19 protein-coding genes are annotated in these 26419 nt (G+C 43.8%); 2 read left to right on the top strand and 17 right to left on the bottom strand.

The genetic code is table 11. The features are described from left to right. Positions 1 to 66: 66 nt before the first annotated feature. From G625_RS0101040 to G625_RS17805, 14 genes are all read right to left on the bottom strand, one after another. Positions 67 to 1959 carry an ABC transporter ATP-binding protein gene (locus G625_RS0101040; protein WP_242826565.1) on the bottom strand — a complete coding sequence of 631 codons (1893 nt, stop codon included), beginning with the start codon at positions 1957 to 1959 and terminating at the stop codon, positions 67 to 69. After that, positions 1956 to 3674 (bottom strand): ABC transporter ATP-binding protein, encoded by a 1719-nt coding sequence (locus tag G625_RS0101035; RefSeq protein WP_084152701.1) that lies wholly within the window; start codon positions 3672 to 3674, stop codon positions 1956 to 1958. The genes G625_RS0101040 and G625_RS0101035 overlap by 4 nt, the downstream gene beginning before the upstream one ends. 244 nt (positions 3675 to 3918) lie before the next feature. Beyond that, a complete protein-coding gene (locus tag G625_RS0101030; protein WP_029199621.1) occupies positions 3919 to 4443 on the bottom strand; it encodes an S-ribosylhomocysteine lyase in 525 nt (174 codons plus the stop codon). Between the two features lie 147 nt (positions 4444 to 4590). Next, positions 4591 to 5262 carry a hypothetical protein gene (locus tag G625_RS0101025; protein WP_029199620.1) on the bottom strand — a complete coding sequence of 224 codons (672 nt, stop codon included), beginning with the start codon at positions 5260 to 5262 and terminating at the stop codon, positions 4591 to 4593. Between the two features lie 165 nt (positions 5263 to 5427). Continuing rightward, a complete protein-coding gene (locus G625_RS0101020) occupies positions 5428 to 6261 on the bottom strand; it encodes a PRD domain-containing protein (protein ID WP_029199619.1) in 834 nt (277 codons plus the stop codon). 14 nt (positions 6262 to 6275) lie between these two features. Next, positions 6276 to 7691, bottom strand: a complete 1416-nt coding sequence (locus G625_RS0101015; RefSeq protein ID WP_029199618.1) for a glycoside hydrolase family 1 protein — start codon at positions 7689 to 7691, stop codon at positions 6276 to 6278. Between the two features lie 135 nt (positions 7692 to 7826). Next, positions 7827 to 9752: a beta-glucoside-specific PTS transporter subunit IIABC gene (locus tag G625_RS0101010; RefSeq protein WP_029199617.1), complete on the bottom strand. Its 1926-nt coding sequence runs from the start codon at positions 9750 to 9752 to the stop codon at positions 7827 to 7829. A 182-nt stretch (positions 9753 to 9934) separates the two neighbouring features. Next, complete coding sequence (locus tag G625_RS20830) at positions 9935 to 10873, bottom strand: GGDEF domain-containing protein (protein WP_198014798.1); 939 nt, start codon at positions 10871 to 10873, stop codon at positions 9935 to 9937. Positions 10874 to 11331: 458 nt separating this feature from the next. Further along, entirely contained in the window at positions 11332 to 12579 is a 1248-nt protein-coding gene (locus tag G625_RS0101000; protein WP_029199616.1) for a hypothetical protein, read from the bottom strand. A 142-nt stretch (positions 12580 to 12721) separates the two neighbouring features. Beyond that, positions 12722 to 13624 carry a hypothetical protein gene (locus G625_RS0100995; protein WP_029199615.1) on the bottom strand — a complete coding sequence of 301 codons (903 nt, stop codon included), beginning with the start codon at positions 13622 to 13624 and terminating at the stop codon, positions 12722 to 12724. Positions 13625 to 13637: 13 nt separating this feature from the next. Beyond that, positions 13638 to 14978: a hypothetical protein gene (locus G625_RS0100990; RefSeq protein ID WP_029199614.1), complete on the bottom strand. Its 1341-nt coding sequence runs from the start codon at positions 14976 to 14978 to the stop codon at positions 13638 to 13640. Between the two features lie 102 nt (positions 14979 to 15080). Then, a complete protein-coding gene (locus G625_RS0100985; RefSeq protein ID WP_029199613.1) occupies positions 15081 to 18815 on the bottom strand; it encodes a zinc ribbon domain-containing protein in 3735 nt (1244 codons plus the stop codon). A gap of 73 nt (positions 18816 to 18888) precedes the next feature. Beyond that, positions 18889 to 20307 (bottom strand): zinc ribbon domain-containing protein, encoded by a 1419-nt coding sequence (locus G625_RS0100980; RefSeq protein WP_029199612.1) that lies wholly within the window; start codon positions 20305 to 20307, stop codon positions 18889 to 18891. A gap of 12 nt (positions 20308 to 20319) precedes the next feature. Beyond that, on the bottom strand, positions 20320 to 21483 hold the full coding sequence (locus G625_RS17805) for a GTPase (protein WP_049895537.1): 1164 nt from the start codon (positions 21481 to 21483) through the stop codon (positions 20320 to 20322). Positions 21484 to 21940: 457 nt separating this feature from the next. Here G625_RS17805 and G625_RS0100970 point away from each other — a divergent pair, with 457 nt between their 5' ends. Continuing rightward, entirely contained in the window at positions 21941 to 22180 is a 240-nt protein-coding gene (locus tag G625_RS0100970; RefSeq protein ID WP_029199611.1) for a hypothetical protein, read from the top strand. Here G625_RS0100970 and G625_RS17800 read toward each other — a convergent pair. The 3 genes from G625_RS17800 to G625_RS0100955 all read right to left on the bottom strand — a co-directional run bounded on the left by G625_RS17800 (position 22175) and on the right by G625_RS0100955 (position 25242). Continuing rightward, entirely contained in the window at positions 22175 to 22873 is a 699-nt protein-coding gene (locus G625_RS17800) for an AMP-binding protein (protein WP_156884985.1), read from the bottom strand. The two genes, G625_RS0100970 and G625_RS17800, sit on opposite strands and share 6 nt — an antisense overlap. After that, entirely contained in the window at positions 22845 to 24017 is a 1173-nt protein-coding gene (locus G625_RS0100960; RefSeq protein ID WP_029199610.1) for an iron-containing alcohol dehydrogenase, read from the bottom strand. The genes G625_RS17800 and G625_RS0100960 overlap by 29 nt, the downstream gene beginning before the upstream one ends. Before the next feature lie 430 nt (positions 24018 to 24447). Continuing rightward, positions 24448 to 25242 carry a flavodoxin family protein gene (locus tag G625_RS0100955; protein WP_330364927.1) on the bottom strand — a complete coding sequence of 265 codons (795 nt, stop codon included), beginning with the start codon at positions 25240 to 25242 and terminating at the stop codon, positions 24448 to 24450. Between the two features lie 98 nt (positions 25243 to 25340). Here G625_RS0100955 and G625_RS0100950 point away from each other — a divergent pair, with 98 nt between their 5' ends. Then, positions 25341 to 26213, top strand: a complete 873-nt coding sequence (locus tag G625_RS0100950; protein WP_029199608.1) for a LysR family transcriptional regulator — start codon at positions 25341 to 25343, stop codon at positions 26211 to 26213. Positions 26214 to 26419: the final 206 nt, after the last annotated feature.

Genomic DNA, 26419 nt, shown 5'->3' with positions numbered 1-26419 from the left:
CAAAATACAATGATTTACATACTTTTTTTGCTTACTATTTTCAATTGTGGGATTTACGTGGCTTTATTATGTCTCCTGTCCCGCGAACTGTGTCATATAAAGGTCATGATATCTGCCCTTCTTAGCAAGTAATTCCTCATGATTTCCGCTCTCCACGATCTCTCCATGATCCATAACGATGATCTCGTCTGCGTCCTGGATGGTAGAAAGACGGTGGGCGATAATCAGGCTGGTACGCTGATTCATAAGTTCCGTCATGGCATCCTGAATGCACATTTCGGTTCTGGTGTCCACAGAGGAGGTAGCCTCGTCCAGAATCAGAATGCTGGGTTTAGAGAGGAAGGCGCGGCATATAGTTAGTAACTGCCTCTGTCCCTGACTGAGATTTGCACCGGAGGATTCCAGCACGGTATCATAACCGTCTGTGAGATTCGCGATCAGATCGTCACAGTGACTGGAAGCGGCAGCTGCTTCCAGTTCTTCCTCTGTGATGTCCCTGGATGAATAGCAAAGGTTATTGCGAATAGTGTCTGTAAAGAGCACCGTATCCTGCAAAACGATTCCGATGGCATCTCTCAGCTCATCTGTGGAGATATCGTAAATGCTCTTTCCGTCCAGAAGTATCTCACCTGAATCAACGTGATAAAAACGCATCAGCAGGTTTATAATTGTTGTCTTTCCGCTGCCGGTGGAGCCTACCAGCGCAATCTTCTTTCCGGAGCATACCTGTAATGAAAAATTCCTGATGACAGGTTTCCCCGGTACATATGAGAAGGTGACATTTCTAAACTCTATTACGCCCTTAATAGGCTTTACGATCTCTCCGCCACTCTTATCTTCTTCCTTCTCGTCCAGTATCTGGAAGATACGTTCACCACCTGCAAGGGCCGTCTGGATCTGACCGTAGAGCTGAGCGAGTTCGTTTATGGGGCGGGAGAACTGCTTTGCATAGATGATAAATGCAGAGATAACTCCGATGGAAATGTCACCGCTCAGGGCAAATCGTGCGCCGAATACCGCTACCACCACGAAGGAGACATTGCTCAGCATGTTCATGATGGGACCCATGGAACCGCCGATGATCTCGGCGATGATTCCGGTTTTCGTCAGCTCGTCTGCCGTCTCGGAAAATCCCTGAACTTCTGCTGCCTGACGGTTATAGGCAGTTACAGTGCGGGTGTTGGTCACCATCTCTTCCACTGTTCCGTTAAGCTTTCCAAGTAATTCCTGTCTTTTGACGAAATATTTACGCATGTACTTCGTAATGTTTGTTGTAAACACCACTGTAAGCATTACCGTAGAACAGCTGAGCAGCGTCAAAAGCGGACTGTAGGAAAGCATCATGGCGATGGTGCCGATGAGCATAAGCATACCCGAAAGCAGGCTGCTGAGAGATGAAGAAACAATGTTAGCGATGTTCTCTGCGTCATTGGTCATGCGGCTCATAATGTCGCCATGGGAATGGGTGTCAATGTATGAGATCGGCAGGTTTGTGATCTTTCTAAACAAGTCTCCCCGCAGTCTGAATATAACTCTTTGGCTAAGCTTCGCGCTTAGAAAACCCTGTAAAAGAGTGCTCAGTCCGTAGATCACATATGCAGCAAGCATGAGGATGAGTATCCTTTTGAGGAACCCAAGCTCGGAACTTTTTATGTGGTCAATGGCTTCGGCCTGAAAGCGTGGAGCCATAACGCCCATGCATACTCCAAGGATGATGGTGATACACAGTAGTATCACGTACATCCATTCGTTCTTAAAGTAATTTAGAAGACGCTTCAGAGTGCCTTTTCGATCCTTGGCCTTCTCCAGAGGGGCTCCAAGGTTGCCTCTCATGCCACGACGTCCAAGGGAAGGCTGAGGTGTGGTTGAGACGGATTTCCAATTCCCGGAGCCACTCTGCGCTGAACTCATCGAAAGAATCTGCAAGGAACCTGCATTTGCATTCGGTTGTTGACTCATGCCTTCACACCTCCCTTCCGAAGCTGGGAATCATAGATTTCGCGATAAACGTCACAGTTTTCCATGAGCTCGTTATGGCTGCCAATGCCTACGATTCGACCCTTATCCATAACCGCGATACGATCCGCACGCATAACAGTTGCAATGCGTTGGGCGATGATGATCTTGGTTAATTTCTCATAACCCTCGTCCAGAGCTTTAAATAATCGGGCTTCGGTACCCAGATCCAGGGCGCTGGTGGAGTCATCCAATATAAGTATCTCTGCCGGTTTCAAGAGTGCACGGGAAATAGCAATGCGCTGTTTCTGCCCGCCTGAAAGACTCATGCCGGCCTCGGCTACGGTGGTATCATATTTATCAGGCTGATGTAAAATGAATTCATCAGCCTGAGCTGCCCGGGCAGCTTTGACCATCTCATCTTCGTCTGCCCCGGGATTGGCGATCATAATGTTCTTTCGTATGGTGCCTGTAAACAGTTCACTTTTTTGCAGTACAAAGGAGATACGGTCTCTTAATTCATGCAGAGAAAAATTCTTTACATCCTCTCCGTCCACCAGTACACTTCCGTCTGTGACATCGTAAAAACGCGCTATAAGAGAAACCAGAGTACTTTTACCGCTGCCGGTGGCGCCGATGATGGCCAGAGTCTGACCCGGAGCCACGGTGAAACTGATGTCTTTTAATACCTCATGATGGTGACCGGGGTAATTGAAGGAAACATTTTCAAACTCAATGCTGCCGCCGCGCTTTTCGATTGCTGCTGCGCTGCCATCCTGAATAACAGGTACGGAAGCAAGAACCTCCTTGAGACGCTTTGCGGAGGCAAGCCCCAGGGTGATGGTCTGGAAGATCATCGCCATCATCATCATACCGCTCAGAATCTGACTTAAATAGGTTATGGCCGCCATCAGGCTTCCTATTTCCATTCTGCTCGCCGCAACCTCCATACCACCTATATAGATTATGGCTACGGTGGCTGCATTTAAAACAATGTTCATGACCGGACGCATCCAGCTGATCAGGATCTGTACTTCAAACCGGGTGTTGACAAGATCGAGATTACACTTATCGAACTTTTCTATTTCACTTTGTTCCTGTACGAAGGCTTTCACTACACGCTCGCTGGCAACATTTTCACCGATGACAGAGTTCACACGGTCAAGACGGGTCTGCAAATGTGTAAACAGAGGACCACTCTTCCACACTACAAAGGCGATTTCCATCAATATTATCGGAATGGTAAGCATTAAAACGCGGCTGAAGGCTACGTTGAGAGTAAGCAGGAATGAACTTCCGGCAAAGAAAAACATCATGCATCGTACAGCGCCGCGGATGAGCTGGGAAACCATGGTCTGCACCTGGGTTACGTCCGAGGTTGTGCGGGTGATGAGACTTCCCACTGTAAAGTCGTCGATCTGCTCGAAGGAAAAGTTCATGATGCGGTCGAACAAAGCTTTCCTGAGGTCATTTCCGAAATGCTGTGAGCAAATGTTAACGAACACTCCGGAGAGGATACCGCAGCAGCCTCCCAGAAATACTATAAAAATCATTCGTATGCCAACGCTCCATACCAGAGCTGTATTTCCTTTGAGTATACCGTTATCCACGATTTGAGCCATCATCCTGGGCTGTATCAGATCGATCAGTACCTCACACACCATAAACAGCGAGCCAATAAGACCGATCCACAAATGTTTTTTCAGAAACTTAAGCAAAGTGTCAGCCACCTTTCGATTAATATAAAAAATCCACCAGGGACGAATCCACTCTCTGATTATACAATTAAAGAGGGTTTGTGAGCAAAAAATATACCTTTAGCGACAGCGTAAATTGTACATGGGCACAGCAATTCAGCCGGTGAACCATGGGGGAATAGTGTGTCACTACACCCCTCCCATGGTACACCGGCTGAACTTTTACACATTTACTGAGAGCGAATACAGTCTGTAAAGTATTCTATTATGAATCAAAGAACTGACGACCGTCATCGGTTATCAGTCTCTCGGTCTTCGGATACTCAAAAATTGCCTGATTATCTTTGTTTTCCTCGAGATAATCTGCAAACTTTTCGGCATACCACTTTGCAAGCCAGAGATTGTGCATGAGGTAGTTCCCACAGTTTTCTTCATTGGAACCGGGAACACTGTCTGCATCGGCCACAGATCTGAAGGCTCTGAGAAGAAGATCATGGATTTCCTTAGGTGCACGGTTTCCCTTCAAGATAAGATAAAAACCGGTGAGACAACCCATGGGTCCCCAATAAACAACTTCATCCTTCCAGTCCGGATCGTTTCTTAGATATGTTGCGATAATATGCTCAAGGCTATGCATTGCAGCCACATCTACTGCCGGCTCCCTGTTAGGCCTTGTTACTCTCACATCATAGGTGGTTATCTTTTTATCTCCCAGCACATCAACTCTGCTTACAAAAATACCGGGAATGATCAGTGTATGATCAACTGAAAAACTTGGTATTAAATCCATTGTGTTAGTCTCCTTGAATCTTCATTTTGCTGAAGGCATTTTAGCATATGAATATTTTAAAATAAAAGCGGATTTTTCATGCTCGCCTGACAGGTGTTGTGATTTATAATCCGTCTGAAATCATAAAATCACCGGCAGAGCTTTTTTTCAGTCCTTCTGCTCCAGCACTTTACTTCTTTCATCAACCTTGATGGTGTTACGAAGAAGTGTTGTATTCTTCCAGATATCGTCTTCCGACATGTCGGAAATCTCCTTGGCTGCAAGTTGCTTTGCTTCTTCCTGATTCTTGGCCTTTACAACGATTCTTCCATACAATTCACATACAAAAGGAACCTTATACTCTTTATAAAGGGTCTGCTTCTCTGCTTTGTATGCCATATCTCCAAAAATCTTGGCATTGGTATTAAAGGTCTTCTTTGAAACACTTGAAGGCAGGAAAAGGATTACAACGGTTGAAGGCTCCCCATTATCGGAAACTTTACCCAAGTCATAAGCAAGGATGACTACAGATTTTGCGGGAGTCTTCTTTTCCTCAAGGGTTTTAGCAACTCTTTTTGCCATTTCGAGATCTCTGGCCTGGGAAGAACGGCTGTACTCTGCCACAAGGGCTATGCCATACTCTCCTTTAAACTCTGCAAGGCAGCAGCTTAAACCATCTTTGTTTTCTTCCCAGATTTCTGAATACACGCTCTGCAGATCCTTAGGAAGCTCATCATAACTCAGATCCTTGCCATCCTTCTCAAACTGTCCATGGCTGTCAGACCAGTAGATGAAGTCATTAAGAAAATCTTCTTCCATTTCCTTGATGTAGTAAATCATGGTGTTTTCTCCTTTTTATTTATTCACGTTCTTAAATCTATGGCGAAAAGTATTTTTATCACCGATGGATGTATGAAATGATTTTACCACAAAATGAGAAGTACTTGCATTATAAATAAACCGGAAATAGCTCTCTTTTGCGAGAACTGTTTCCGGTAAAGAATATTAATTTCTTATTCTGTTTATATGGACAGCAAGATAAAGCTTCTCCTGCCCTGTCATGGTTTTTCCGGTTTCCTTGTAGATGTAGTCCTGTACGGCATCCACGCAGGCGAATTCCGACTCGCAGGCCGCGGCGACGTTTTCATACAGAAGGCTTGAAACATTTTCGGGAAGCTGGTTGTCAGACATTAACCTCTGAACAAACAGACGGACATGAGTAAGATAACGGGAATAACTTATGTCCTCCTCGTTATAAACCATGTGATAATAGTACTTTACAATATCTAAAACACCTTCGGTGATCCTGGTGATCCTCCGGTTTTTCTCATTATAGGGATGATTAACCTGAGCATTGATGAAATGGTAGGCAATGTTTCCGGCTTCATCCTCCGGCAGGATTACTCCGGTTGCGTGCTCGACTATCATAAGAGCGCATCTTCCGACGTCATATTCATTGGGATTAAAATACTTCATATCCTGTGAATAAAAATTCTCAAACAGAATTCCGTCTTTACAGCGTCTGACAGCATATGCAATGTGATCTGTCAGTGAGAGATAAATGTGATCCATCAGTTCCATATGATGTGTTTTCTTGGCATAATCGATCACACTCTTACTGATCTCAAAATACACGCTGTCAGTATCTGCCGCAAGCTTGATGATATTTCTTGAAATAGATCTGTCCTTCAGTACAAAGACCTTCTCCACTTCATCCCGATTCAATTCATAGCCTGCAGCCTTATGAAATCCAATTCCCTTTCCCATAAGGATATTTTCATTGCCCTCATCATCGATGGCCAGTATCAGAGAATTGTTGAGCACCTTTACTATTCTCATAGTTCTGCTGTCCCCTATCGCTCTGCTCCGTTGCTGGATATAACCTTCTTATACCAGTAGAAGCTGTCTTTTGGTATACGCGAAAGATCCTTTAAATCCATGTCTTCACGATTGATGTAAACGAAACCATAACGCTTTCTGAAACCCTGGTGTGAACTTAAAAGATCTACTACCGACCATGGGCAGTATCCCCTTAAGTCAACTCCGTCCTCGATGGCAAGTGCCATAGCCTCAAGATGTCCTCTCAGATAATCGATACGGTAATTATCATGAATGTGACCATCCTCTGTCAGCTTATCGGGAGTGCCAAGTCCGTTTTCAGTTATTATAAGCGGTAAATGGTATTTTGAATAATAATTATTAAGAACGATCCTGAGTCCCATGGGGTCTATCTGAGCACCGTATTCACTTGACTCGAGGTTTGTATTCTTCTCATCACGGCAATAACCGTACTGATCGAAATCTACCTCATTACCGCGGTACACTCTCATCCCCACAGGATGCTCTTCATCCGCCGGAAGATAGCTTGCACAGAGGGTTCTGTAATAATTAAGAGCAATGAAATCCATCTTTGCACTCTTAAGGAGCTCTTCATCACCCTCTTTCATTTCAGGGACAATGTTTCTCTCTTTAAGATATCGCATATAGTATCCTGGGTACCTTCCGTAATAATGCATATCAAGGCAGTACTCGGTCTTAAAGAAATCATTCATCTTTGCAGCCCACACATCCTCAGGCTTATTTGTAAGAGGATATGTGCAGGTTGAAGAAACCGCAGGACCGATCTTTCCGCCCTCCACCAGCTCATGGCATGCATTTACCGCAAGCGCATGAGCCAGGAACATGTGATAGTCCATCTGTGCACGCTGCTTGTCTGCCTTCCATGGATCAGGTTCTGTGATATTCATTCGCTCATCAACACGGATCATGAGGTTTTGTTCATTATGAACCAGCCAATGTTTAACCCTGTCACCAAATTCCTTATAGCAGACCTTTGCATAACGCTCAAATGCATAAGCACAGTCCCTTGACTCCCAGCCGTTGTACTTTTCAACGAGAGCATAAGGAAGATCAAAGTGATACAGCGTTATAAGGGGCATGATGCCATTGGCGAGAAGCTCGTTTATGACATTATTATAAAAATCTATACCCTTCTGATTTATCTCTCCGTCACCATCGGGAATGATTCTCGCCCAGGAAATAGAGAAACGGTAAACCTTAAGTCCCATTTCCTTCATAAGAGCAATGTCTTCTTTCCAATGATGATAGAAATCACTTGCCACCTTGCTGTCAGCCTGTTTGTCGGAACGTTTAAAGGAATTGAAGTCGGCAACGGTCATGCCTTTTCCGTCCTCATCCCATCCGCCTTCAATCTGGAAAGCAGACGAAGCTGCTCCCCAGAGGAAATTTTCAGGAAAAGAGTTATTCATTAACTTAGTCCTCCTCTATAAACGTGAGTTTTTTACCGTTTATCTCTGACATACAGATACAGATCTAATCGGCTCCTTTAGAAATGCATGTTTTTAGCCATTTATATCTTAAATTCAGATGCAGATCGGATTGGTTCATTTCTTAATGTAAAATGCATCCTGTCCTACATAAATTCGGCCCTTAACAGCCGGTGATACTCCCGCATAATTCCCGGTATTTGAAACGATAGCCATAACTGTAGGGTCATATCCCTTTGATTTGATCTTTTCAATGTCAAATGCAACGATCTTGTCACCCTTCTTAAGGTGGCTGCCCTGCTCTGCGAACTTCTCAAAGCCTTCACCGTTAAGTTCTACAGTGTTAATGCCTATGTGGATAAGAAGCTCAACTCCGCTTTCAAGTCTGAGTCCGATGGCATGTAATGTAGGATAAAGAACTGTAAGCTCACAATCTTCCGGAGCTACGATCTCACCCTTTGAAGGAACGATTGCGATACCCTTTCCGAGAGCCTCTGATGAAAATACATCATCTGAAGATTCGGTAACATTCATTGCAGTTCCTTCTACAGGAGCAGAAACCTTGATATCTGCTGAAGCTTCTGTGACTTCAACGTAATTCTTATTCTCATCTTTTGTTACTGCAGAAGCCTTTGGTGCTGTCTCCTCAAAACCAACTACATATGTAAGAGCTGCTGCACCGAAGAATGCAACTGCGATACCGATAAGGTAAGCCATGAACTGAGCGAAGCTTGTGCCCTCGCCATAATATGTTGTGATGGTAAGGATACCATTGTTTGCGAAACCTGTATTAACTGCATGTCCGATACCCATTACGGCACCACCGAGAGCGCCGGCGATAACTGCACATACCATAGGCTTCTTAAGTCTTAAGTTTACACCGTAGATAGCTGGCTCGGTTACACCAACAAGCCATGCAGAAAGTGAACCTGCAGCAGCAACCTGCTTTGTCTCAGGATTCTTTGACTTAAGCATTACACCGAGTGCGGCACCTGCCTGTGCGAAGTTAGCAGCACCTGCAAAGCACATAAGTGTGTTTGTACCACTGATAGCAACGTCGTTGAGACCGATGGGAAGAAGGGCTCTGTGAGCACCGAAGATAACGCATACACCCCAGAGACCGCCGACAACGATACCACCGAGAAGCGGGCTGAAAGCATAAAGTGAGCTGTATAACCACTGAATTACGTAACCTACATAGATTCCCACAGGTCCGAGAACTACAAGGGCTACAGGAACCATTACGATAAGGCAGATTCCCGGGATAAGGATGATCTGAAGGATCTCAGGAATAACCTTCTTCAGCCATTTCTCAAGGAAGCTGAGGGCAATCACACAAAGGATGATAGGTACTACAGACTCAACGTAACTGAAGACCTTCGTCGACTCACCTATGGTAAATGCCTTTTTGATGACCGGAAGACCAAAGATGGTGGTGTTTGTAAGTACACCGGACTCATCAACCTTTGTCATGATGCCTTCAATTGTGGGGTGGCAAAGGAATCCGCCAAGCACCATTGCTATAACCTGGTTACATTTTAATGCCTTTGCCGCTGTGTAAGCAAGGAATATGGGCATGAAGTAGAAAATAACGTTTGATGCACAGGTAAGAATTGTATATGTATCTGTTGATGTGAATCCTGCAAACTGAGGCAGCTTTGAACAAGCTGATAAAAGACCCTTTATAAGACCTGAGGCAGCGATTGCAGGTACGATAGGTGTGAAAATTTCGGAAATCTTCTGAAGGATAAGGTTTCCCATATTAACATTTTCCTGAGCGTCAGTCTCTCCTTCAAGTTCTCCTACCATCTTGATGGCCTCGTTGAAGATTTTCTCAACCTTTTGTCCGCAGACAACCTGGAACTGTCCTCCGGCAACCACAACCTGGATAACTCCTTCAAGCTGCTCAACGATTTCCTTATTCGCTTTGCTGTTGTCCTTTAGAACAAAACGAAGTCGTGTGAAACAATGTGTAAGGTTTTTCACATTGTCTTTTCCGCCGACATTTTCAATTATATCGGCTGCAATTCTCTTGTAATCCATAATAGCCTCCTTGTATTTTGCGTGCTCTGATAAGGCATTTAAACGCAAAAAAAGACCGAATCAATAAACCCGAAGAGACTTCGGATTGATTAACTCGATCTTGCCTGCTTTACCAGTAACACGTCGTTTCTGTTTTCTGGATGGAATATTAACATAATAAATATTCCTTTGCAAGAGGTTTTTTAAGACTTCTGTTCTTCAAGAGAATTGTTTGCATCCACTACTATGTTTTTGCCGCGATGTTTTCCTTCATAGAGTTTTGCATCGGCATCACGGATAACAGCTTCTATATCATCTCTTCCTGAGGAAAGAGCCAGACCAAAGGTCATGGTGACACCGATATTCTTTCCATCGTAAATAAATGGATATGAAGCTATGTCTCGCCTTAAACTATCCAAAAATGAAAACTCATCCGGTATGGTTTCCGATTGTTCTTCTGCAAACATGTATTCTTCTCCACCCCAGCGGCTGCATTTAACTCCTTTTGAAGATAAAATTTCTCCAACTGTTTTGAGAATATAGTCACCACAATCATGCCCATAGTTATCGTTTATCTTTTTGAAATCATCTATGTCGCTGATGGCAATCCAATAGGTTTTATCATTCTTTCGCAGTGTTTCAAATTTCTTTGAAAGATAATATCTGTTTGGCAAACCGGTCAGTTGATCATGTGATAGCTGATATCCAAGCTTTTCCTGTGATGTATGGGCTATTATGACCATTAGCTGCAATATAAAAATACAGACTACAAAGACTATGATTCCCCACAGGAGCGATAACCGTAATTCAGCTATTTCGGGCAAAGCATAAGGAGCAGGGTGATAATGCAGGTATACACATGACCAGAGGTACAGGAACATACCAACTATGCTTAAAGGAAGTACGGGCAAAAACTTAAGCTTCAGTACACGACCGGTATATTCAGCATAAAAAGCTAGTACGTTCATACCGATCAATGTAACCTGGAATCCGCTTTCCCAGCCTGTAAGAATCACAGCCAGGGTCATGTGCGCCGCAACTTCCGTATAAACAGCATAGGTATAAAAAGGAAGCCAGCCTTTATGTACAACGAAAAGCATTGACAGATAAAAAGCTATGCTGAATATATTGAATCTTGCCATAGGGACGACGTTGCATTGTAAAAATACATTGAACATCAAAATATGTATAAGTAAAAAACATATTGCCATCCCTAAGGCCAGGAGTTTTGCTCTTTTCATATTCAGAAACATAAAAACCGCCTCCATAGCTTATCAAAATCCGTGTTTGAAACAATATCGGATCAAACACGGATTTTGAAAGAAGCTTAATTCTTTAACTGGAACTTTGATACAAGATCATCCAGTCTTTCTGCCTGAGTGTAAAGCTCCAGGCTGGCTGCTGCACTTTGTTCTGCAGTAGCTGAGTTTGTCTGTACAACAGAAGAGATCTGATCGATTCCGTCTATTACCTGCTGTATATAAAAATTGCTTTTGAAGATTTACATACAAATGGTGAGTTTTATATCGGCATTAACACCTAAAAAAATAACAGGTATCGAAAAAGATACCCGTTATTCTTAATAGAAATAATAATTTTTTTATTCGATGAGCGGTGTCCAGTAGTGATGGCCATCATAATCCGTCAGTCGGTATGCCACACTGGTGACAGTTCCTTCTTCAAGGGCAATGTTGGCGATCAGAGGTTTGGCTCCAATTTCAAAGCCATCACCCAGGAAATAGTTGTCTATAAAGTCACCTTCATAGGAATAAATGTCACAGATGGGCTCTATGAGATCTCCCTCGTTCAGAGGCTCCAGTCCGCTGCACATTTCTTCTGAGGAAAGGTCTCCCCCGGGGCTGTCAGGCAGAGGCTTTATTCCCAGGATCTTTCCGTCCGGGTTCGTGTTGTCGAATTGCAGAACGATGTTTGCATGCTTACCATTTATAAAAGCCGGGATATATCCACGGGACTGGTATCTGCTGCCTTCGTGCCAGCCGTCCAGTTGATAATAGGCCACAACATGCTTGTCGAGGGACAGCCAGGTATCGTCGTATTCGCCTATAAGGTTAAGGTCATCGTCAAAATCATAGAGATTATCTAGACCTAGGTCGATGAATGCACTTCCGGTATCAACAAACACATTGAGTTTCACATACTCTACCGCATCCCATTCTTCATCTGTCAGGATAAGCACCTGCTGTCCTTTTTTGTTACGGGACCATACAAGGTGCGATTCATCAATGGCTTTTCCTTCAGGATCAGCGTAGCTTGCATTGCTGCTGCCATTGGTGATGCCTCCTGCGGCCTGAGACAAAGCTGTCCCGGCAGCGAGACTCGGAAGAAAACCGTTGCCTCCGGAAAGAGGAAGCAGACTTCCGTTCTGATAAGAATTGGTCAGCAGATTTTTCGCAGACTGCAGTGCATCTACCGGACTGCTGCCGGAGACAAGTCCTGCTTTCCCGCTGTTGTTTTCTCCGGAACCGTTACCAATGCCCTGCACTGCCTGCTGTATGGCATCTATACCTGTATCGATACCATCCTTTACGCTTCCGTCCTCCACCTTGTTCGCTGCTGTATGAAGTACAGTGGAGATAAGTTGGGATCCGCCATTATATATCATTGCAACGATGATGATAACCGCAAAGATCATCACCGGCACGCAGCCGCATCCACCGCAGCCACAGCCACTATTGCCTCCTCTGTTACCAAGTCCGGGTCTTCCGCTGTAACCGCCGGAATTACCAACCGGTCCTCCGAGACCCAGCCCGCTGCCTCTAGTGGATACACGGCTTGATCCGCTTGTCGTATTTCTTTGCCGGCTTCCGCCGCCTCCGGTTCTGTCCATATATTTCCTCCCTTTATGTCATTGTCAGCCCCGGCACCTGTTGCCTGCCGGGTCATCCACAGGTGACGGTTCTCGCCGTCAAGAACCGGCACCGGTGGATGACCCGGCGGATAGTAGGGGCTTTTAGTTGTTTTTGAATTTTTTACGGTATGAAGCTGAATTTCGCTTCAGCGATTTTTCCGTCATCCTCAGCATAGCTTATTTCAACTGTGCCGGTCAGTTCCTTCATGGGAAGTACAGCCTCCAGCTCTGCCCAGTCCAGTTCGAGATAGAAGGTTCCCTCAGTTCCTGAAGGAAATACGAAGCTTCCGGTTCTTTGATAAGGTGTACCGTTTACTGCGGCTTCCTTCTGGCTGATCAGGATATCACGGTCTGTGCTGTTTTTCACATAAAATCCCACTGCACTGCTGGCATCGGTGTAAGCCGGGAAAAGGCTTGTGGTTGCCAGCTTGATACCGTCCTTTTCGTAAAAAGTGTTTACCGAGTAGGGATACTTCGGTTCATCTGCCTTTTTCGCCTTACTGGTTTTGATGGTTAGAGGACCTGAAGAATAGAGGACATTACCGGAACCTTTTTCACAGGCCGAGAGCTTTGCCACTATCTCCCCCACAGTTCTTATCTGAAGATCGTAAAGGCTTCTGCGATCCAGAGGCAGGGCTGTATCAACCACATTTCCTGCAGCTGCTTCTGCTGCCAATGCTGTATGCATGGCAGTATTGTTTACCGAAAGTGCATCGCACCGAAGTACAAGATCCTGTGATGTACCGTTATTTATCTTCAGAAACAGTGCAGGCTGTTCCTTCCTGTCACCGTCCATATATCCAAGCTCTATGGCAGACACGATCAGGCCGTCGGTTTCCCATATCTTCTGCTCTTTGACTTTTGCACCGCCAAAGGGCTTCATATCGCTGTCATCAAACATTGAATGAAAAACCACCGCAAAAACCACTGCGACAAAAACGATCATGCCGAGTCCGAGTATCAGCGCTACAGGTAACTTGGATTTTGGTTTAACATTAGCTCCGTTATTCTGGTTATATTCCATACATCTTCCTCCCTCAGCGGAACATAGCAATCTCTCCGATCTCGTTATCTGAGTTAAATACTTTTCCCATTGCATACCGGACGCCGCCTGCCTCTACAAAATCGTAGATCACTACGCCCAGGCCGCCTTCGGTTTCGGCATCGATATAGCCGGCCTCGTCATTCCAGTCGCCCTCCATGACCATAGCACCTATATCCTGCTTTGTTTCAAGTGTGATCATGTCCTCCGGGTTGTTTACCATGAATTCGTAGCGTTCCCTCGGAGTCATAAGGACTGTCACTTTGTATCCCATATACTGGACTTCAACATCACCAACAAGCATTCTGCACTGGTCTCCTTCTTCCTTTGGTGTGACGACGTTGATGATTCCTTTCCATTTTCCGCCCAGATCCTGAAGCTCAGTGAGGACATTGCCGTCGATTGGGAAGTCATCCTCGAAATACCAGCCGAAATCATTCAGGGTGGCTTTGCCGGAGGACTTGCTGCCTTTGTTAATGTTTCCGTCGGACTTTTCTGAAAGAACGGGACGTTCCTCTGTTTGTACTGCCTTAAGAATCTCCTCCCTGGACTGGTTCTCAAAATTCTGAGAGACCTGCTTCTCCTTAACCTTAAGACGGAAAGCTGCATCAAAAGGCTTTGAAAACTCGTCATTGATCCAGCAGGCCACAGTGATCTCCTTTGTGTCAGCCGGTACTTCATAAAGCAGCCAGAGATTCATGCCTACGTTGGCATTTGGTGCATCATAAGGTTTTTCCGAAGTATAGTACTGCTCCGGGTCTGATTTGATCTCAGAAACTGGCATGTCGGTCTTTGGTCTCAGACCCTGCGCACCGAGATTTAGTATCGTACCGTTTCCGTCCTTTGCTTCAATGATATAAAAATGAGATGCATCCGGAATTGTCCTGGTTGTTCCGAAGCCGTAATCGTTTAGCTCAAGTGGTACAGAAATATATTTCTTTCCGGAGGAGAGCCCTGCCTCCGAATCCACCCAGTCCGAAGCTGTTTTCATGGCGATGAAAAGATCGTTATTCTTCATTTGTATCATATTGTCGGACTCATAGATTTCGTTGGGATCGGCAAGGGACACGATGCCTTCAGGCATATCTACTCCGTATTCAGCGGCCATACTCCGGATTGACTTTTCTACATCATCTTTTCCTTCCGGACCGTTTGAGGATGCGCCGCCGGAGACATTACCGGATACTCCGAAAGCGTCAGAGCCGTTTACATTGCCGGTGTCTGAACCTGTGTTGTCTTTTTTGCCGTTGCAGGCAGAAATAGAAAACGCAGCGGTTATGATCACTGTCATAAGGGCAATTCTTCTATGTTTACATTTGTAGTCGGTTTTGATCATTGTAATACCTCCTCTATAAATGCATGTTTTTCTACGTATGTTTCTGACATACAGATGCAGATCTAATTGGCTCCCGAATTACTCTTGCAGTTTTAATAAATATCAATACTCGTCTGAAAGCTTGGTGCCGCTTAGCTTTGATTTAAGTTTGACGAGCTGGTTGTTTACATCCAAATCGCCGGTGAAGGTCATGATGGTTTTCGACGGATTTTTCTTGTCAGGTTCTGATGCGATCTGAAGCACCATACCCGGTGCAAGTCCGAAATCCTTAAGGTCATAGGTTCCACTTTCGATCTTCTTGTGATAATCATTTTGCAGGGCATTATATTCCTTATCTGCTCCGGTAAATGAATACAGAGTATTTTTCCGTTCCAGGGTCAGCTGCATCGTCTTCCGGTTATAGGTACCCTTATAAAGCTCTTCCGGTGCTTCCGGGAACTTAAGGGAAACTTCTGCCACATCAAGCTCTATAGTCGGACGGACGATCATCTTGCCCTTTGATACAGAATTGGAGATCTCATTCTGTTTCTGATAATACTGATCCGTAAAGTCCTTAACCTGCTGCTTTGCTTCCTGAGGAGCGTCCGGACCAAGGTTCTGACGGCTGATGGTCTTGTTCTGAAGGTCCACCATACCGCCAAGGAGAGGTGAGCTGTATTCCTGAATATCTGAAACAAATTCCCAGGTGCCGTAAATGTCATTCTCCAGAGGAACAGGATCCGATTCGGGACCAAGACACGGCTTCCCAGATTTATATGTGTTCTCCACACATTCCTGGATGATCACTACCAGATTCTTTCGTTCTTCATCAGTCAGCTCATTGCCTTTTATTTTAAGCTTGGAAATATCTAGTGTAAGCGGCTTCCCATCTGCGTCCTTGATAGCTTTTTTTGTAAACTGTTGCTGCAGGACGTCGGTCTTTCCGGTACGGAGTGTTACAACATAACTGTCAATTATTTCTTTTTCAGGCTCCTCACCTAAGTCCGGAAACTTCAGTTCAAGTACATTTCCTTTTTTCTCGACCTCAGGCTGCTCCGGCTTCACCATCAGATAAAGTGTATATACGCTAGATTTACTGTTCCAGATCTTATCCCCCATCACAGGTCCTGTTCCACCGTCTACTTCCATCAGATAAACGGTTTCTTTCCCGGATGCTTTCCTGGGTTCAATAAAAATTCCGTCACTGTATATCTTATATTCTCTGTCGCGTCTCATATTCAGGGGTTCAATATCAAAATCAGGCATCACATAGGCATAATTATCATGATATTTCAGTGCCAGGGCATACTCATCTCCTGCTTTCACAAGGTTTTTCGGCTGTACCCTTCGTACTCTGATGGTATAATTCTTGTTCCAAAGATTTATTTCTTTTTTACCATTTAATTCTACTATTGGTGAAAAGACTGTGTTTATGTTTGGTTTCAATGCTTCCAAATAAAATCTTGTCTGATTCCTTTTGGCAAATAACCTGTATGCCTGAGTCAGATCCTTCTCATCGTCACTCAGTCCGAATGCGGTTTTCATGATATAGGTTACTTTTCCGCGTTTCCATGTTTCTCCATAGGAGTTCATTATCTCGGAGTAGGTCTTTTCAGGTTTTACGTACTTTGAGCGCAGAAAAGTAAGGAAGGGTGCAACCGGGTATGAGGCGTCTGCCTTCTTTGATCCTGAAACAGAAATCTTTCCTTCCGGATAGGTTGTACTGAAATCATTTAAAGGTAGTGCAAAATACCATGCATCGGTCAGATTGGTTAGTATCTGATCCTTATTGGAAACAATGATTTTCTTGGTTTTAAAGTAGTCACATGCCATCCCCTCTACATCCTGAGCTGACATTTCATCAAACTTATAATTTGCCATGGTATCCCAGGCGTATTTTCTCTGACTGATATGAAACATCTCATGACAGAGAGTGCATAGAAGCCTGTCATAGGTAAGGCTGGTTCCGCTTCCCAACATACCCATAAAAATGACAATATATGGGTGACCCAGATAAGGACTTAGTGTCACTCCGTAGGAAGTTCGTTCTTCTCCGCTAAGTTCGATTCGTAATTTGTACCATGAAGGCAATTTTACTTTCAGGACTTCTGTCAGCCATGCCCAAGCCCTGACAGCGTGTTCACAAACCTTTTCAACCTGTTCAATTTCCGGAGGAGTCTCTCCTGCTTTAACAGCATCATTATATGCTTTGAGATTAGCCTTAACGCGTACATAATCAGGATCGTTTTCTACTTTATCATTTAGCAGCTTTTTATAGATACTTTTAAAAGTGGAATTGATCTTTGTGGATTCAGCTTCAGTTTCCGGATTATTTCTAAGTTTTACGACATAATTGGAAAAATCCACTGAGGTTTTTATGTTTTTGTCTGATAAATTATGTTTTTTCAGAGTCTCTTTAATCGCATCCAACTTAGCCTGGTCTTTTAGATCATTATAGTAAGTTGTATTGCCTAACAGCAGGATGTCTTTAAACTGTTCGCGGTCCAACATGATCGTCATAACCGCAGTATCTTTATAATAAATCGGGAAAGTTCCGGTAAACGGATTCAGATATGCTCCTCCACTATAATGATAAATCCCGTCTATTATGGCTGTGGCAGCAAGAATCACACCGCCAGTTACCAACGCAGATATAAAGAAACTGTTCTGGTTTGAATTGATAACTGCTTTGTTACCTTCAATCTGACTTGCGTACTCATACCAGATGCCGGAACCATCCACTCTGTAAAAACGAAGAAATGGATATTCATCTTTAGTTACGCCCATTTTATCCAGGTCAAGTTCCAATGTAAAATGTCCGGAAAAAGCTTCATCGTCTTCAAGTCCCGCATCCAGTTCCCAGGCATCCATAATCATTCCCGGTCCTTCTATGTCTTTGACAAACACTTCTTCGAGTTGTTCAATCTGCTCTCCGCTTACGGGTTCCAGTGTAAATGTCCTGTCCTTATCAAGTTCATTCTCCTCGGCAGAGACAGTAACGCCGTAGGGAGTTTCCATACGGAAGGCTTTACTGGTTCCTTTAGGGAGTATCTTCGGCTGCTGCTTCGGTGCCTTTTCGCTGTCATCCGACACATTCCAGCCATCTTCACTGCTATAGAGCCATTTGTACTCCGGGTGCGGATCACTTTCAATGCTTAGATCATCTGCAAATAGAGTTCCGTTTTCTAAAGCCGCATCGATCTCTGCGTATTCCGCTTCCAGTTCTTCTTCTGTGGGGAGATCATATTCTATCTTTAGGTTACCGTTGCTGTTATTTCCTGTGTTTCGTTTGTCGGGATCCTTCTCCGGAGGAGTCAGTATCAAGCCTCCGGTTTCCTTGTCTGAGCCGCTCCCAAACAAACGTGTACGGACGAAACCCGGGTAAACGAAGGACACAAAAAGTGCCAGCACGAGAACTGCAGCAATCAAAGGCTTCAAAGGATTTCGACGACGAGGACCATTGGAATATAGAGTATTACTCTGCTGCCCTGCGTTCCGGTTATACTGCCCATAATCCTGAGGCCTTTGCACCTGAGGCTGATTATTCATCTGTGCCCGGTATTGGTTGGGATTTTGTGGATTGGGCCTGTTTTGAACGGTCGCTTGCTGCCGGATGTCCTGCTGCCCTGCGCCTCCGTCTTTCAGACTTGCTCCGCAGTTTTTGCAGAATGGTGCACCGTTGGTAACAGCACCGCCGCAATAGCGGCAGAAAACGGGGGCTGGCTTTGCCGCCCCCTGATCATCACCGAAAGGTTGTATCTTTTGTTGTTCTGCTTTAGGAACCTGACTTCCGCAGTTCTTACAAAAGACTGCATTATCAGATAGTTCTGTTCCACAATACCTGCAAAAACGAGCCATTCACTTCCTCCCTTCACGCCCGGGGAAGAATCCTGCCGGGCGATCTATCCCAAGAAATGCCGACAGATGGATATTACTTCAAAGTACATTCTTCTGTGATACCTGCCTCAGAAACTATAAGTGTCTTGCCGTTATTAGTTACAGACATATAAGCAATCGTACCGTATTCATTTTCAGCGATATATACTCCGTGTCCAACAGGCGTCAAATCATATACCTGCGGTGTGCCTCCGAATTCTGTATAAGTATGTGTGGCAGTTCCGTATTTACTGTCTTTTGTTATCTTTACCTTCCAGGTAGCAACAAAACCTACATATGTACCGGTCTTAGGCTCGGGATCTTCATTACGCTGTTTAACGCTCTTATCCCATTCTCCGTCAGAACCGCACCAGTAACCGTCAGCACTGTAGTTGTCCTTGATCATGCAGCCGTCAGGTCCTGTGTAATAATATTTACCATTGTCACTGTCTTGTACCCAGACATTTGCCATATAGTCACCGACAGAATTCATGTACATGACTGTACCGTCCTGGAGTATATCTCTTTTACCTTTTTTCGCAAAAGTGGATGGAAGAAACTCCTCCTCATTACTGCTGCTATTACTGCTGCCTGAATTATTTTCCAGATTGTCGGCAATGTCTTTTGCCTTTTGTCCGATCATGTCGGTACTGATGGTATCCGAAGAGCTGTTATCTTGGTTTTTCGAATATTGATAGCCATCGTCAGACTCTGTCGTATTAGCGAAGTAATCATTCCCTTTCGAGGCATCCAGTTCCGCTGCCTGTTCTCTTGCGGACTTTATATCTGTTCCGGTGGTAGTCTGTGTTTCGTAAGACTCACTTTCTAGGATTTGTGTTGTTGGATATATCGTCTGGTCCGGGCTCATGGATGTTTCGATTGTGACATTCTCATCCTCATCTTTTTCGCCTTTGAGTTTCCCAAATATAAGGAAGGCGCCTACTGCTGCAACAACTATTAATGCCACACCACCTATTATTGCCACCTTTGGAAGGCCGGATTTTTTTGGATTTCCGGGGGCAGGCGCATAACCCCGGTTCTGACCAACGTCCTGACCGGTATATTGACCCGGCTGCTGTTCAGGATTCATATAACCCTGGTACTGTGAACCGTTTTGGTTATTATATTGGCCCGGTTGCTGTTTAGGATTCATGTAACCCTGGTACTGTGAACCGTTTTGGTTATTATATTGGCCCGGTTGCTGTTCGGAATTCATGTAACCCTGGTTCTGACCACTGTAAGGGCCATAATTGTTGAATGATCCGGGCTGTTGGTGATTATAATTCTGAACACCGCCTTGATTATAAAAAGATCCAATATTTCCGGACTGTTGATTTTGGTTAAAATATGTCCCCTGTTCCTGTCCTGATGGGGGTGGAACCTGTGATGCAGGAAGTATTTTTGCTCCGCATTCCTCGCAGAATTTGGCATCGTCTGCCAGCTTCGCACCGCAGTTTTCACAAAACATACTCATAATGTTGTCCTCCTATTTTCTTTTTCCAAACACTTTCAAGATCAGATCCAGAATCTGTTTTTTATCAGCATTTTCCGGAAGATTCTTTAACGCCTTTGTGATGTCCTCCAGGATGGATTTAGTCATCTTCTCTTCCAGAATATTTTTAACCCACTCTACATCAGACAAAGATTTCTTACCCATATATATCTGTTCAAATATATAGGAAGCACCTTCTCCCAGGGCAAAAACAATGCTGCCGGCTATAAAAGCATTAACAACTGCCGCCCCGACATTTATCACAGGAATGGATTTCAGACTTCCGGCAAGCAGCTTTCCGGCTGCACCCACTGTGCCCACATCAACTATTGTGTCCAAAAGAGCCTTTGATTGATCATTTTTTTTGATGTCCCATATTTTGGCAATGGATTCTATCTCCAGTGTTTCAGTTGGTGTAAGGATCATGGCATCGGCAAAGGGAAGAGTCACACCGCCAACAGTGATTCCTGCTAATGTTGCAACGCTGACAACAGTTTGTGAAAGTGCACGTTTACGAAGCAGGTTATAGTTTTTGACATCCTGTTCGGCAGCTTTGAAACCTTCAGGCAGAAGCCTGTTTGTAAGCTCTATAAGCTCCGTGATGCCTTCGGGAGGAGCATAGATGCCCTCTCTCAGGGTATAGGGCTCCGCAACAACAGGGATGATGTCATTCAGTCTGTCGACATACTTCTTTCTTGCCGCAAAAGCATCCCTTATCATCTGCTTGTTATCTTCGCGTTCAGGCTCAGAATAGGATTTGGTTATAACAACTACTATGGGAACATTTTTCCACAGGTTTGTGGCATTCATCATTGAATCTATAGCTTCCGGAAACAGTTTTGAAGAAGTTCCGTCAACGCAAAACCATATAACATTAATGCGGGAATCTTCTTTTCCGGCCTTGGTAGATTCTTTTGACCATTTTTTAACTGCATTGATTGCTTTCAATTCTTTGAAAAATCCAGGCTCAAAACCTATGGTATCTATAAGTCGGAAGGATATTCCTTCATTTTCATAAATCTCGAGATCAAGGGTTGTACCCCTGATGCCTTTTCCGGTGACAGCTTTCTTTTCGGCATCCTTCCCCAATACAGCATTGATCAAGGTGGATTTACCTACTCCGGAATTACCTATGACAAGTACATTTCCTTTCACCATTCCGACCTCCTGTGCTTTGATTTATGATAACTGTTTTCATAGCACCATTCTTTGAAAAATCTATTTTTATTTTATAATAAATCGGATATAATATTCAATAACCATCCTGTATTCCTTCCGAATATATTTCCGAACATAGCCTTCATAATGTGTCTGATTATCTAGCATTGCAAAAAACATGCCATGTAAACCGGATTTCTGGTTTAGGCAGGCTGGTTTTCCTGTTTTTTTCTAGCATTTCGTGTTTATAATCCGATTTTAGCACTTACCCTTAGTCTGATAAAAGGTATCCAACTACTAATTCAAAGGCCGACCGGAGGTCGGGCTTCCTTTTTGACATTAAGCCAAGTATCAGAGATGCGTAACGTGCATCTGTAAAATTTATAAAAGTCCTGAAACCCGCTCACAGAGCGGATCGCAGGACTTTTCTCTTCAAAAAGCTGTCAAAGACGGGATTATGAATTCAGGCATCCCGTATGAATTCAGGACTACAGTAGTGAAAGAATTTCATTCCGACGAAGACTTTACGGCAATCGGTGAGATGATCAAAGGAGCTTCCCGCTACTATCTCCAGCAGTTTACCGAAAGGGATACTGTGCCAAATAAAAATCTTACCGCACCATCAAATGATGACATGGTAAGATTTCTTGAGATCGTAAAAAGATTTATCCCATTGGCTGAGCTAAGAGGGCTATAACAGCTTCTTCAGCTCCCCGTACATTATCTTCCCTGCTTCATTTCTGGGAAACTCGTCAATCTGTTTTACCCTTAAGCAGGTTCTGGCTACCGGCAATGCTTTCTTTACAAACTGTGAAACTGCCGTTTTTTCATCCTCTCCGTTAACAAATACAACGAGGTCATCATCGATCCCGGAGCTTACGCTGAAGATGTGAAGTGCTTTCATGATATTTTCATCGATTTCATCAAGGCTTATCCGGTTTCCGGCTATCTTTATGTACCGTTTTATCCTTCCGGTTATATAGTAGTATCCGTCAGAATCTCTTCGCGCCATGTCTCCGGTTTGTACTTTTCCATGCCATTCATCATCCTTGCAAAGGTCCTCTCCTGATAATGCATATCCCATTGTGACATTGGGGCCCTCATAGATGACCTGTCCATCCCGGTCCGGTTCTTTGATCTCGTTCCCTTCATCGTCTGCGAGGTATATTTTCCCTCCCGGAATAGGTATCCCGACTGAACCTGGTTTTTCAAGACAATTCTCAGTTGGAAGATATGCGATATGGCACGTAGTTTCGCAAAGACCGTATATTACCACAAATCTCTTACCGTATTTTTCTGCATAATCGCCTAAATATTTCTGAATTTCATTGGAAAGCTTATTTCCGGCCTGGGTCATGATCTCACATTGCAGCCCTATATATCTTTTCAACCGCTTCTCGGTCCAACGGACGTATCCTTGAGAGCTTCATGGTATCATTCATGGTGGCATCCATGGCAAGTTCCCTGAAATCCTGCTCTGTAGGTTTAACTCCAAGCTCTGTGAGACTTACCGGCATATTTATGGATCTGAAGAAGTTTTCTGTTTTCTCAATGCCTTCCTCCGCAGCCTTCAGGTCATCGGTTTCGGTTACTCCCCAGACTTTTCTGGCAAATCTTGCGAATCTCGGTAATGCTCCTTCATAAAGTTCCCTTGCCCAGGTTCCCCACACTGCAGAGAGTGATGCGCCGTGTGTAACGTCATACTTTGCGGATAATGCATGACCGATCTTATGTACCGAGAAATCCTTGCCTCTTCCGCACTCCGTAAGATTATTGTGAGAAAGGCTGGAAGCCCAGAAAATCTCACTCATAGCATCAAAATCGGCTGGATATTCCATAACCTTAGCACCGTTACTGACCACTGTCCGTATAAGTCCCTCTGCTATTTCATCTGTGAGGTCTGCCTTGATATCCGGAATAAAATAGCGCTCCATGGTATGCATCATTATATCCACAATTCCGGCTGCTATCTGTTTTTTGGGAAGGGTTGCGGCAAGAGCCGGATCCATGATGGCAAACCGGCATCTGTTGAAATCAGTGTTAATGCCAGCCTTTTTACCCAGCTCCTCATTGGTAAGAACTGCTGAATCACTCATCTCGCTTCCTGCCGCAGCTATGGTCAATACAGCACCGACAGGTAATGACTTTTCAAGGGGAACCTTTTTTGTCCAGATGTCCCAAAGCTTATATTCAGGATTTGCTGTACCGTGAGCGATAGCCTTTGCCGTATCTATGGCGCTTCCGCCTCCTACAGCGATAACCATATCAGCACCAAAGGCTACAGCTTCCCTGACACCTTCCTCTGCGTGAGAAAGTGTTGGGTTTGGCTTTGCACCCCCGTATTCTTTGTATTCCATTCCCGCTTCCGTCAGGGATTTTTCAACCCTGTCCAGAAGTCCGCTTTTCCTTACACTGTTCTTTCCAAAAACCAGTAGTGCTTTACTTCCGTATTTCCTTGCAGTTTCTCCGGTTCCTTTTTCCGCATCTTTTCCGAATACCACCTCTGTCGGAGCATAAAATCTGAAATTGTTCATTGTAGCATCTCCTTTCACACAAAAAAAAATTCCTTTTGGGGTTTACCCGTTCATCTATGATCGCTTGTTTTGCAACCTTTAAATCTGACATACAGCTGCAGTTCTGATCGACTCTAAACCACGGGACTCCAAGGATCAAAATAGTTGGCAAACATAAAAACAGGATGTGAATGTCAGATCAAAATGACATCCTCATCCCATTATAACGCTTTATGCTTTAATCTTAAATCGGTAAATGATATTTGGACATTTCGCAGACGTTATGCGGACATTTTCAAAAAAGCCCGTTTTATTCAATGCTAATGGTTATAGTAACATCTCCATTGGAAAGAAGATCAGTCATATCTTCCGTATTCTTATCAGATATATGTCCAAGTCTTGTATATACAGAATGCCAGAAAAATCATTTTCGTTTTCATCGCAACTTCCTTTATTTTAGAGCTTTACCAAATTCGAAGGCTTCGTTTAATTCTTCAGTTTTTTTCGATGCCTCACCCATATCGCCTATGCCTCCGCAGAATAAGGAACCGGAGAATTCTGCCCTTTCAAAACAGTCAACCCATCCCTGAAGTCCGCTTTCAGCCTTTTTAGGCACAAACTCTTCATCCTCAGCCGCAACAGAGAGCATATATACATTCCTAAACTTATAGTCTGAAGGATACAGCGGATTGAGCCTGTCCAAAAGAGTTTTCATCTGACCGCTCATCTCGTAATAATAAATCGGAGTTGCAAATACAAGAGTATCTGCATTCTTTACTTTTTCTGCAATCTCAGCAGCATCATCCTTAATGACACATTTCTGGGTATTCTGACAGGCAAGACAACCTATACAAAAACCGATATTTTTCCCTTTCAGGCCTATATATTCCACATCATGACCTGAAGCTTTTGCTCCCTCTATAAGCTTTTCCGTAAGTATGTCGGAATTACTCTTTGCACGAAGACTTGTAGAAATTACTAACACTTTGCTCATATTTTCCCATCCTTTATTTCTTTTATGTATCTGCCTTATCAAAAAATCCATATTATCAACTTTTTTCTGGCTGTCATGAAACTCATCCATAAGGTGACAACGGCATTTCATAAGATCTCGTAAAAGCATATCAGTATCACCTTCTTTATACATTTTCTTCATGAAGCATATTTGTTTATCGCCACAGCCCATATCTGAAAGGTTTTCAAGATTCTTTACTGTATCTATCTTATTTCTCCTTCCGGTTTTCATATTAAAACCTTGACCTGGTTTTCGCTAATGAATAAAATAAATATCATGATATTCATTTTTGGAATAACACATAAATAGTCAGCTTTATGGAGGACTTCATGGAGATAAAAAATCTCAGATACTTCCTTGCAGTCGCAAGGGAGGAAAATATGTCAAAAGCTGCTGAGCGGCTTCATGTATCGCAGCCTACTCTTTCAAAGGCATTAAAAGCATTAGAAGAAGAACTTGGAAAAAAGTTATTTGTCAGGCACAGCTTCAGTATTTCACTTACTGATGAGGGAATGCTTCTTCGTGACCGCGCCCAGGATCTTGTGGCCATGTCAGATAAGATAGAACAGGAATTTAACTCTCTGGATGATATAACAGGTGGGGATATATTTTTTGGACTGGCAGAAAGCTATCAGATCAGATACCTTGCCAGAGAGATTTATAAATTAAAAGAAAAATACCCTAATTTCACCTATCATATAACCAGCGGAGATACTGAGCAGGTTACTGAAAAGCTTGATAAGGGCATTTTAGACTTTGCTGTACTATGTGAAACTCCTGATAGCAACAAATACGAATATGTGAAATTCCCGGAAGCTGATGTGTGGGGAGCAATCATATCTTCATCCCATCTCCTTGCAAAGAAAAATTCCATCCATGTCTCTGACCTGATAGGGCAGCCTCTGTTTGTCTCAGAACAGAGTTGGAACAATGAAATCAAAGCATGGGCCAAAGACAGATTTAATGAGCTTAAACTTGAAGGCTCTTTTAGACTTTCCTATAACGGCTCTGTATTTGCAAGGGAAAACCTTGGAATACTTCTTACATTCAAAAATCTGATAAATACCGAAGGAACTGACATGGTATTTAAGCCTCTTTCACCGGAACTGAAATCAGAGCTATATCTCATTTGGAATAAGTATCAGACCTTTACGCCTATTGCTGAAAAGTTTCTGGAGCAGATAACAAAGACTTTCAAGTAATTATCAAGAAGATCACAACATAATAAAGCTATGACCTTCTATAGTATAGTGCTCTAATCTTATACGTCACGTAACAAATCTGTAGCCACATCAATCCATACCTGCACCTCAGCAGCTGCAAGGAGATCCGGAGAAACACCAGCTCATGTCATGGCACTGACCATGATCCGGGATACATCATATCGAATAATCTTTAAAAAAAGTCG

This window comes from Oribacterium sp. NK2B42, assembly GCF_000424445.1.
In the GTDB taxonomy this organism is placed as follows: Bacteria; Bacillota; Clostridia; order Lachnospirales; family Lachnospiraceae; genus Oribacterium.
Note: the sequence above shows the minus strand (reverse complement) of the source record. Positions and strands in the feature narration are given on the sequence as shown.

What these genes read in the sequence shown, in the direction of transcription:
- G625_RS0100960 (WP_029199610.1), bottom strand. Translation starts at nt 24,017, where the DNA reads ATGAACAATTTCAGATTTTATGCTCCGACAGAGGTGGTATTCGGAAAA.
- G625_RS0101040 (WP_242826565.1), bottom strand. Translation starts at nt 1,959, where the DNA reads ATGAGTCAACAACCGAATGCAAATGCAGGTTCCTTGCAGATTCTTTCG.
- G625_RS0101015 (WP_029199618.1), bottom strand. Translation starts at nt 7,691, where the DNA reads ATGAATAACTCTTTTCCTGAAAATTTCCTCTGGGGAGCAGCTTCGTCT.
- G625_RS0100990 (WP_029199614.1), bottom strand. Translation starts at nt 14,978, where the DNA reads ATGATCAAAACCGACTACAAATGTAAACATAGAAGAATTGCCCTTATG.
- G625_RS0101010 (WP_029199617.1), bottom strand. Translation starts at nt 9,752, where the DNA reads ATGGATTACAAGAGAATTGCAGCCGATATAATTGAAAATGTCGGCGGA.
- G625_RS0100970 (WP_029199611.1), top strand. Translation starts at nt 21,941, where the DNA reads ATGAATTCAGGCATCCCGTATGAATTCAGGACTACAGTAGTGAAAGAA.
- G625_RS20830 (WP_198014798.1), bottom strand. Translation starts at nt 10,873, where the DNA reads ATGGCAAGATTCAATATATTCAGCATAGCTTTTTATCTGTCAATGCTT.
- G625_RS0100955 (WP_330364927.1), bottom strand. Translation starts at nt 25,242, where the DNA reads ATGAAAACCGGAAGGAGAAATAAGATAGATACAGTAAAGAATCTTGAA.
- G625_RS0100995 (WP_029199615.1), bottom strand. Translation starts at nt 13,624, where the DNA reads ATGGAATATAACCAGAATAACGGAGCTAATGTTAAACCAAAATCCAAG.
- G625_RS0101030 (WP_029199621.1), bottom strand. Translation starts at nt 4,443, where the DNA reads ATGGATTTAATACCAAGTTTTTCAGTTGATCATACACTGATCATTCCC.
- G625_RS0101025 (WP_029199620.1), bottom strand. Translation starts at nt 5,262, where the DNA reads ATGATTTACTACATCAAGGAAATGGAAGAAGATTTTCTTAATGACTTC.
- G625_RS0101000 (WP_029199616.1), bottom strand. Translation starts at nt 12,579, where the DNA reads ATGGACAGAACCGGAGGCGGCGGAAGCCGGCAAAGAAATACGACAAGC.
- G625_RS0100980 (WP_029199612.1), bottom strand. Translation starts at nt 20,307, where the DNA reads ATGAGTATGTTTTGTGAAAACTGCGGTGCGAAGCTGGCAGACGATGCC.
- G625_RS0100950 (WP_029199608.1), top strand. Translation starts at nt 25,341, where the DNA reads ATGGAGATAAAAAATCTCAGATACTTCCTTGCAGTCGCAAGGGAGGAA.
- G625_RS0101020 (WP_029199619.1), bottom strand. Translation starts at nt 6,261, where the DNA reads ATGAGAATAGTAAAGGTGCTCAACAATTCTCTGATACTGGCCATCGAT.
- G625_RS0100985 (WP_029199613.1), bottom strand. Translation starts at nt 18,815, where the DNA reads ATGGCTCGTTTTTGCAGGTATTGTGGAACAGAACTATCTGATAATGCA.
- G625_RS17805 (WP_049895537.1), bottom strand. Translation starts at nt 21,483, where the DNA reads ATGGTGAAAGGAAATGTACTTGTCATAGGTAATTCCGGAGTAGGTAAA.